Source organism: Phytoactinopolyspora endophytica (assembly GCF_004138495.1).
GTDB classification, from domain to species: domain Bacteria; phylum Actinomycetota; class Actinomycetes; order Jiangellales; family Jiangellaceae; genus Phytoactinopolyspora; species Phytoactinopolyspora endophytica.
The window spans coordinates 89,968-95,262 of sequence record NZ_ML142858.1 but is presented as its reverse complement, the minus strand read 5'-3'; the positions used below and the strand labels follow the sequence as shown (position 1 = coordinate 95,262).

The following is a 5,295-nucleotide window of genomic DNA, read 5'->3' as shown; positions in this document are numbered from 1 at the left end:
AAGGCCTCGTCATGGGCTCACGCAGTGGCGACCTGGACCCAGGTGCGGTCTTCCACCTGCGCCGCGAGTCCGGAATGTCCGTCGACGACCTCGACGTGTTCCTCAACCAGCGCAGCGGGATGCTCGGGATGACCGGTGTCCGCGACATGCGCGAGGTGCACCGGTTGGCCTCCGAAGGCGACGCGGACGCGAAACTCGCGCGGGATGTGTACTGCCACCGGATCCGCCACTACATCGGTGCCTACCTGGCCGCGCTCGGGGAGGCCCACGCCCTGGTCTTCACCGGTGGCGTCGGAGAGAACGATTCCTGGGTGCGCTCACATTCGCTCGCCGGACTGCAGAAGCTGGGCATCGTGATCGACCATGTCCGCAATGCGTCCAAGGGCGGCAGGGCCAGATTCATCTCGCCGGACGGCGCCCAGACAGCCGTGCTCGTGGTCCCCACCAATGAGGAGCTCGAGATCGCACGACAGACGTCGACGCTCGTGGCCGGAGCGACCCGGCAGCAGGAGCCGGTGTACTACGGCGCCGGGGAGGCGTAAGACGACCAGGACGACCGGGCACTATGCGACACGGTCGATGACCAGTGGCGGGAGGTCCGGCCGAGCACCGGATGGTGCGATCGTGTAGGCACCGTCGAGGATCTCGAGCGCACGATCGAACCGCTCCGGCTCGTCAGTGTGCAAGGTGAGCAACGGTTCGCCCCCGCCGACGAACGACCCTGGCTTGGCGTGAAGCTCGACACCGGCCGCCGCCTGCACCGCGTCTTCCTTGCGTGCCCGCCCGGCGCCGAGCCGCCACGCCGCGACCCCGACGCGGTAGGCATCAAGATCGGTCAGCACACCTGTCACCGGTGCCAGTACGGCGTGGCTCTCCCGAGCCTTCGGCAGTGGCGCGTCAGGGTCGCCGCCCTGCGCCGTCACCATCGCCCGCCACACATCCATGGCCGAGCCGTCACGCAGGGCATCGGCCGGGTCCTTCCCATCGATTCCGGCGGCACTCAGCATCTCTCGGGCCAGCGTGACGGTCAGCTCGACGACGTCCTCCGGGCCACCGCCCGCCAGCACGTCGACCGATTCGCGTACCTCCAGCGCGTTGCCCACGGTCAGCCCGAGCGGCGTCGCCATGTTGGTCAGCAGAGCGACCGTCCGGACTCCGGCGTCCGTGCCCAGGTCCACCATGGTGCGGGCCAGTTCCTGGGCGGACGTGACGTCTTTCATGAAGGCGCCCGAGCCCACCTTCACATCCAGCACCAAGGCGCCGGTTCCCTCCGCGATCTTCTTGCTCATGATCGAGCTGGCGATCAGCGGAATCGCCTCGACCGTGCCGGTGACATCGCGCAGCGCATACAGCTTCTTGTCCGCGGGTGCCAGGTCCTCGGTCGCGGCGCAGACCACCGCGCCGGCGCCGCGCACCACGTCCAGCATCTCGTCGGCGGAAAGCGAGGCCCGCCAGCCCGGGATCGACTCGAGCTTGTCCAGTGTGCCCCCGGTGTGTCCCAGCCCGCGACCGGACAGCTGCGGAACCGCCGCACCGCATGCCGCGACTGCCGGCGCCAGCGGGAGCGTGATCTTGTCTCCGACTCCGCCTGTGGAGTGCTTGTCCGTGGTCGGACGGCCGACGCCGGACCAGTCCATGCGGGTGCCGGAGCGAACCATCGCATCGGTCCACCGGGAGATCTCCCGCCGGGACATGCCGTTCAGCAAGATCGCCATGGCCAGCGCGGACATCTGCTCGTCCGCGATCTCGCCGGCCGTATAAGCCTCAATGGCCCAGTCGACCTGGGCGTCGGACAGCTCGCCGCCGTCCCGCTTGGCACGGATGATGTCGACCGCGTCGAACCTGGACCCACCACTGCTGCTCATCGATCACGCCCGCCTTGCCACTCGTCTTTGCCGCCGCTACCGATCCTGCCCTATTTCCACCCACCCTGCGACGACCTATGCAGCCAGCGAACACAGCGATGACGGCCACGGCCGGCATCGCCGGCTTCTCAGCGGCCGCGTGGCCGCTCGGCATGTGGCGTGTTCTCGTCCTCCGGATGCTGCGCGAGCGAGCGCTGTATGAGCGGAACCTGGGTGGGCTGTGCGGGCGGAACCTGGGTAGGCAGAGCCTGAGCGGCTCCCGCCGCTGGGCTCCGCGCCGGGCGACGCGTATTGACGACGTAGTAGCCGAGCGCGGTCACCGCGAACCCCACCGACACCACTACGACCATCAGGTAGGACCGCCCCGTCGACGGCAGGAGCACCGCTGCCACGCCCGCCGCGGCGACGAAACTCACGTTGAACGCCACGTCACAGAACGAGAACACCCGGCCCCGGTAGTCGTCGTCGACGCTCTCATGCACCACTGTGTCGACGACGATCTTCAGGCTCTGCGTCGCCACGCCCATCACAAACGCCAGGACGCCCAGCGCCGGCACGCTGAACCATGAGCCCGGAACCACCACGGCGACAGCAGCCAGCGCCATTGCGACCGCCGCCCATGTCTCCTTGCGCATCCGGGCGCTGGCTATGGGGGTGAGCGCGGCCGCCACCAAATAGCCCGCGCCGGAGACGCCAAGGAACATCGCGAGCGTCCCCAGGCCGGCATCGACGTCTTCTCCGGCGTGGAAGTGATTGCGCGACAGGAGGATCGCCGCGATCAGCGTCACGCCGTAGAAGAACCTGGTGGAGGCCATCGCCAGCAAGCCCCACAGAGCCGGCCGTCGCTCGTGCACATGCCGGGCTCCCTCGACCATCCCGACCGCGACCTGCCGCACGGCCTGGCCCACCGGGACTCGGGTGACAGTCTCGTCCGGCCCGAGCAGCCGGCGCCCGAGCCGCAGCGGCAGCAGACCGGCCAGGAGATAGACCGCCGCGGCAGCCATCACCACCGAACTGTCCGCCGAATCCTCCGCCTCGGTGCCGAACACCCATTGCTGGGTGGCATATCCAAGCCCGACGCCGGCCATCACCGCGATGGCGCCTGACGTGGGCGACACCGAGTTCGCGATCACCAGATCCTTGCGCGGAACCACTCGTGGGAGCGACGCGCTCAGGCCGGCCAGGACGAACCTGTTCAGTGACAGCATGACCAGGACGGTTCCGAAGAATACCGGGCCCACGTCGGCGGCCGTGACCTGCCATGCCACCGCCACGGTCAAGACCGTGCGCAGCAGGTTCGCCGTCACCAGGACCTGGCGTCGCTGCCAGCGATCCAGCAGCACACCGGCGTACGGTCCGACCATCGAATACGGCAGCAGGAGCACCGCGAACGCGGCAGCCGCCGCGGGCGCGGTGGTCTGTCGCTCGGGCGAGAAGAACACGTACGACGCCAGCGCGACCTGGAGGACACCGTCGCCCAGCTGACCCGCGATCCGGACCGCGAACAGCTTGCGGAAATCCGGCCGCATCAGCAACGTCCGCAAGTCAGACGTGAAACCGGTCGTCGCTGTCACAGTTCACCACCCTACGGGGTACCCGGATTCAAGATCCTCCACTATCGGCACCACGACGCCACGAATCCGGTCCGCGCATCGCCGGCACGTCGACCGATTCGCGTACCTCCAGCGCTGGTCGAACAACCTGCCACCGTTGCGGCCTTTCACGGCATTCCGGGTTTTGGCCCGAGGTCGTCCGCGGCGAACGCCTGCGGTAGGACCTCGGCCATGGTCTGCACACCTACCGGGGTCTGAACCAGCAGCTGGGCCCCTCCGTGCTCCCAGAGCAGCTGCCGGCAACGGCCACACGGCATGATCAGCGTGCGGTTCGACCCACCCACGCAGGTGAATGCCACCAGCCGGCCGCCCCCACCCGCCACCAGCGACGACACCAGGCCGCACTCGGCACACAGCGTCAACCCGTAGGAGGCGTTCTCGACGTTGCAGCCGGTGACGACCCGTCCGTCGTCGACCAGGGCGGCCGCACCTACAGAGAACGACGAGTACGGCGCGTAGGCCCGCTCGGCGACCTCCACCGCCGCCGCACGCAGCGCTTCCCAGTCCACCCGCTCGCCCATACCTCTCGCCTCCCGCTGTCGTCTCCAAAGTGATCATGTGAAGTAGGTTCCTCGTGCCCTACCATGCCTGCAGCCCTGTTACGGCAAGAGAAAACCTACTTCACATGATCATTTTGAGGGCTGCGCTTCGGTCCGGTTGGGGCGGTCAATGTTCTTCGCCCCGGCGATAGCGCATCCCATCCGCCGCCGGAGGTCTCAGCCGCTGCGAAGCGGTCGCCAGCACCGCCAGCGTGACCAGGTACGGGGTCATCGTCGTGACTTCGTTCGGCAACGAGTCGAGGGTCGCGGACGCGACGACGGCGACGCCGGCGAGGACCAGCAGCACGCCGCTGAGCAGGTACCGTCGCCGGTACAGGTCCCACAGGCCGACCGCCGCCAGGATCAGCCCGACGAGCATGAGCAGCGCCAGCACCGCGGCCGAGGTCTGAGCCCGCAGCCGCACCGCGTCCGAGTAGCCGAACAGCCCGGACCCGGCAGCAAGACCGGTGGGCCGCCAGTTGCCGAAGATCATCGCGGCCAGACCGATGTACCCGCGCCCACCGGTCTGCCCCTCCCGGTAGGTGCCGGTCCACAGCACCAGCATCAGCCCGCCCATCCCGGCGAGCGCACCGCTGACCACAACGGCCAGGTACTTCATCCGGTAGACGTCGACGCCCAGCGACTCCGCCGCGGTCGGGTTCTCCCCGGCGGAACGCAAACGCAGCCCCAGCGCGGTGCGCCACAGCACAAACCACGCCAGCGGCAGCATCGCCAGCGCGATCAGCGCGAACACGGTCAGGCCGCTGGTCAGCCCGCGCAGGATGCCGCCGGCGTCGGACAGGATCACGACGTCGATGTCCTCCAGCCGGCCCAGCAGGTCAGGCCCAGAGGAGAGGATCGGCACGTCGAACGTGGCCGGTGAGCCGATCGGCGGCGACTGGGTCGGCCCGCCGCCCTCCTCACCTTCGAAGAGCGCCTCGGACAGGAAGCGCACCAGCCCGGCCGCGACCAGATTGATCGCCACACCGCTGACGATGTGGTCGACGCCGAAGGTGACCGTGGCCAACGCATGGACCAAGCCGCCCAGCGCCCCACCCACGACGGCGCCGAGCAGCGCTCCCCACGGCCCGTAGTGCCAGCCACCGAAGCCGGCACCCCAGGTGCCGAGGATCATCATCCCCTCGAGGCCGATGTTGATCACGCCGGCCCGCTCGGCGACCAGGCCACCGAGCGCGGCCATGGCGATCGGCAGGGCCAAAATCAGCATGGCCCGCGCGGTTCCGCTGCTGGTCAGCACGGCCTCGCCGGTGATCGCCC

General features: G+C 68.9%; 4 protein-coding genes and 1 pseudogene. 1 reads left to right on the top strand and 4 read right to left on the bottom strand.

The window, feature by feature from the left end:
• Positions 1-542 (top strand): annotated as a pseudogene (locus ELR45_RS41080) (acetate kinase); the annotation flags it as partial.
• Positions 543-563: 21 nt separating this feature from the next.
• Here the strand turns inward: ELR45_RS41080 and ELR45_RS19460 are convergent.
• From ELR45_RS19460 to ELR45_RS19445, 4 genes are all read right to left on the bottom strand, one after another.
• Complete coding sequence (locus ELR45_RS19460; RefSeq protein ID WP_129667855.1) at positions 564-1,865, bottom strand: thymidine phosphorylase; 1,302 nt, start codon at positions 1,863-1,865, stop codon at positions 564-566.
• 128 nt (positions 1,866-1,993) lie between these two features.
• The gene (locus tag ELR45_RS19455; RefSeq protein WP_205856885.1) at positions 1,994-3,439 is read right to left on the bottom strand and encodes an MFS transporter; all 1,446 of its coding nucleotides are present in this window, start codon (positions 3,437-3,439) and stop codon (positions 1,994-1,996) included.
• 146 nt (positions 3,440-3,585) lie between these two features.
• Positions 3,586-3,999: a cytidine deaminase gene (locus tag ELR45_RS19450; RefSeq protein WP_129667854.1), complete on the bottom strand. Its 414-nt coding sequence runs from the start codon at positions 3,997-3,999 to the stop codon at positions 3,586-3,588.
• A gap of 145 nt (positions 4,000-4,144) precedes the next feature.
• Positions 4,145-5,295 (bottom strand): ABC transporter permease (locus tag ELR45_RS19445; RefSeq protein ID WP_165367931.1); only part of this gene is annotated, 1,151 nt, incomplete at its 5' end.

Coding starts and splice junctions, on each gene's coding strand:
- ELR45_RS19460 (WP_129667855.1), bottom strand. CDS start 1,865: ATGAGCAGCAGTGGTGGGTCCAGGTTCGACGCGGTCGACATCATCCGT.
- ELR45_RS19450 (WP_129667854.1), bottom strand. CDS start 3,999: ATGGGCGAGCGGGTGGACTGGGAAGCGCTGCGTGCGGCGGCGGTGGAG.